The organism is Nonomuraea sp. MG754425, from assembly GCF_021699195.1.
GTDB lineage: Bacteria > Actinomycetota > Actinomycetes > Streptosporangiales > Streptosporangiaceae > Nonomuraea.
The window spans coordinates 1-2694 of record NZ_SSXE01000383.1 but is presented as its reverse complement, the minus strand read 5'-3'; the positions used below and the strand labels follow the sequence as shown (position 1 = coordinate 2694).

Below are 2694 nucleotides of genomic sequence, written 5' to 3'. Positions count from 1 at the left end.
GGGTGTCTCCCTGGCTGGGTGGTGGGGGGCCAGGGGTGGCATTCCCGGTTGCGGTGGGTCATAAGCGGTTGACGTAGCGTGTGGCGTCGGCTGGTGTCCGTGAATGGACGGGATGGTGTGTCTGGCCGTCCGGCAGGGTGTCCGGATCGGTCGGTGCCGTCGCGGCGGGCTTTGGTCGATGAGATCCGGCGCGGATGCGTGTGCGTGCCTGGCCCGGATGCGTGGCAGGCGGAGTGCTGCCTGATGTCCGTGTTCCGCCGTGGATGTGCTGGTGCAGGTCGCTCTCGACGGCTGCTTGATAATGAACATTATGTCAAGTTGTGGTGATCGGGGTCCTCTCCTCTCGCCGACCGGCGCGAGCGCCATCTCGCTGAGCGCCATGGGGTTCGAAGGGCGCGATGTGCGGGGCCGGTGGACGGGTCGAGCGCGCCGAACATGACCAGGAAAAGGCCGAGGCAAGGCACGGCGCCGCCGCGATCAGCGCCCATCCGGAGATCCACCGCGGTACCAGCCGTGATCATGTCGAGTGGTCTTCTCCGCTTTGTTTCGGGTACGGGATGCCGGCCGCTCCCCCGGTGCCGGCTGGGGTGTGACTCCCCCGGTGTTTTTCGGTCGTTGTGGTGGCCGCTCCCCCCGTGTGAGGGGTCTTCTGGTGGCAGCCTCCGCTACTCGGTGGTACTTTATAGTGGTATTCGGTGCCACCGAGTACCTGGGTGACCGAAGAGGATCCACGATGGATGATCTGACGGAGATGCTGAAGGGCACGCTCGAGGGTTGCGTGCTCGAGATCATCGGCGGTGAGGAGACCTACGGGTACGCCATCACGCGCCGGCTGCACGACCTCGGCTTCGCCGACGTCGTCGAGGGGACGGTCTACACCATCTTGTTGCGGCTGGAGAAGAACGGCCTGGTCCAGGTGACGAAACGGCCGTCCGGGGTGGGCCCGCCGCGCAAGTTCTACGCGCTCAACGACGCGGGCCGTGAGGAGCTCGCGACGTTCTGGGCGAAGTGGGAGTACATCACGTCGCGGATCGACAAGCTGAAGGAGGGCGGGAGATGAACGTCTGGGAGAACATCACCGGCAGCGATCTCACCAGGGAGTGGAAGGCGTTCGAGGCGCGGGCCGTGGGGTTGCCGGAGGACTACCGGGCGGCGTGGGAACAGATCAAGGCCCACCTGTTCCCCTACGGGGACTTCACCGGCCGGAACCTGATGCCGCTTTTCGACAACGCTCTGGGGCTGCTGGAGGAGACGGCGGCCGACGGGCAGAGCATCGACGAGGTGCTGGGTGACGACATCGCGGGTTTCTGCGCGGCGCTGGCCGGCGCGGAGCGGGGCCGCACGTATCGGGACCGGTGGCGGGCGCAGTTGAACAGGAACGTCGCGAGGAAATTGGGCCGGCTGGGAGGCTGACGTGGGCATTCAGGACATCATCGAGGGCAAGAGGCAGTGGCGGGCGCATCTGGCGCGGGTCAGGGCGCTTCCGCCGGACTACCAGATCGTCTACAAGGAGATCCAGCGGTACCTGTTCAAGGTCGGGCCGGTCGATCTGGTCGACGGGTCCCTGCTGTCGGGGCTCGTGGACTTCTTCGAGGAGGGTGTCGCGGACGGCAAGGGGGTCCTGGAGCTCGTCGGCGAGGACGTCGCCGCTTTCTGCGACGACCTGGTCAAGGACTCACGTACGTTCGCGGAGGTGTACCAGGAGTCCGTCCGGGGGGAATCCGGCACCGGGAAGTGATCCCCGCCGCTCCCCCGCCGCCGTGGGTGGCCGGCGGCGGGGTGAGGCAGGTCAGGCGGGCTTGGCGGTGGCGCCGTCGGCGACCATGAAGCCGTACTCGCCGGGGCCGATGTTGGTCAGGTGCTCGCGTCCGAGGACGAGGATGCTCGGCTCGTACGGCGCGGTGATCACCTCGAGTTCCTCGGAGGTGTACGGGCTGACGATGCGGGCCAGGACGGTGCCCTTGGGGACGCGTTCGCCGAGCCGGCCGGCGCCGAAGTCGGACAGGACGGTGCCGCCGACGGAGGGGCTGAGGGTGGTGAGCGTCTCGACGACGATCTGGTCGGCGGGGGGCGGGGTGGGGTCGCCGGGCAGCATGCCGATGGTGCGCAGGACGTTGAGGGTGCCGTCGATGCCTCGGGTGAGGTATTCCTCGATGCGTTGGCCGCCGCCGCCGAGTTCGCTGACCATGCAGCGTACGCCCTTGTCGAGGGCCCAGCCGGTGGCTGATCCGATGTAGGGGTGGCCGTGGTAGAGCAGGCTGGTGCCGTAGGCGCGGGACATTTCGGCGCCGGCGTCGTGGAGGTAGGCGTATTCGACGGTGGCGAAGTTGCCGCCGGAGTGGAAGTCGATGAAGTAGTCGGCGCCGTCGAGGATCTGGGTGAGGGTGGCGGCGAGTTGTTCGGTGATGCTGCCGTGGGGTGAGCCGGGGAAGATGCGGTTGAGGTTGACGCCGTCGAGGGGGGTGTTGCGGGTCAGGGCCTGGTGGGCGTAGGGGTTGGCGACGGGGACGGCGACGATGGTGCCGGTCAGGTCGGCGGGGTCGATGGTGTGCAGGAGGCGGCGGACGGTTTCCGATCCCATGGGTTCGTCGCCGTGGATGCCGCCGAACATGACCATGCGGGGGCCTTCGGTGGCGCCTTGGAGGGTGTGGACGGTGAGTTCGAGGTGGTGTCCGCTGGCCAGGGTGGTGACGG

General features: G+C 67.8%; 4 protein-coding genes. 3 read left to right on the top strand and 1 reads right to left on the bottom strand.

All coding sequences use genetic code 11. The annotated features are described in order from the left end of the window. Positions 1–733: 733 nt before the first annotated feature. From FAF44_RS52775 to FAF44_RS52765, 3 genes are read left to right on the top strand one after another with little or no spacing between them, the layout of a single operon-like run. Positions 734–1060, top strand: a complete 327-nt coding sequence (locus FAF44_RS52775; RefSeq protein WP_237111053.1) for a PadR family transcriptional regulator — start codon at positions 734–736, stop codon at positions 1058–1060. Then, positions 1057–1413, top strand: coding sequence for a DUF1048 domain-containing protein (locus FAF44_RS52770; protein WP_237111052.1), 357 nt, complete (start codon positions 1057–1059; stop codon positions 1411–1413). The genes FAF44_RS52775 and FAF44_RS52770 overlap by 4 nt, the downstream gene beginning before the upstream one ends. Position 1414: 1 nt before the next feature. Further along, entirely contained in the window at positions 1415–1738 is a 324-nt protein-coding gene (locus tag FAF44_RS52765) for a DUF1048 domain-containing protein (protein WP_237111051.1), read from the top strand. Between the two features lie 51 nt (positions 1739–1789). Here the strand turns inward: FAF44_RS52765 and FAF44_RS52760 are convergent. Then, on the bottom strand, positions 1790–2694 hold a 905-nt coding region (locus FAF44_RS52760), incomplete at its 5' end, for a succinylglutamate desuccinylase/aspartoacylase family protein (RefSeq protein ID WP_237111050.1).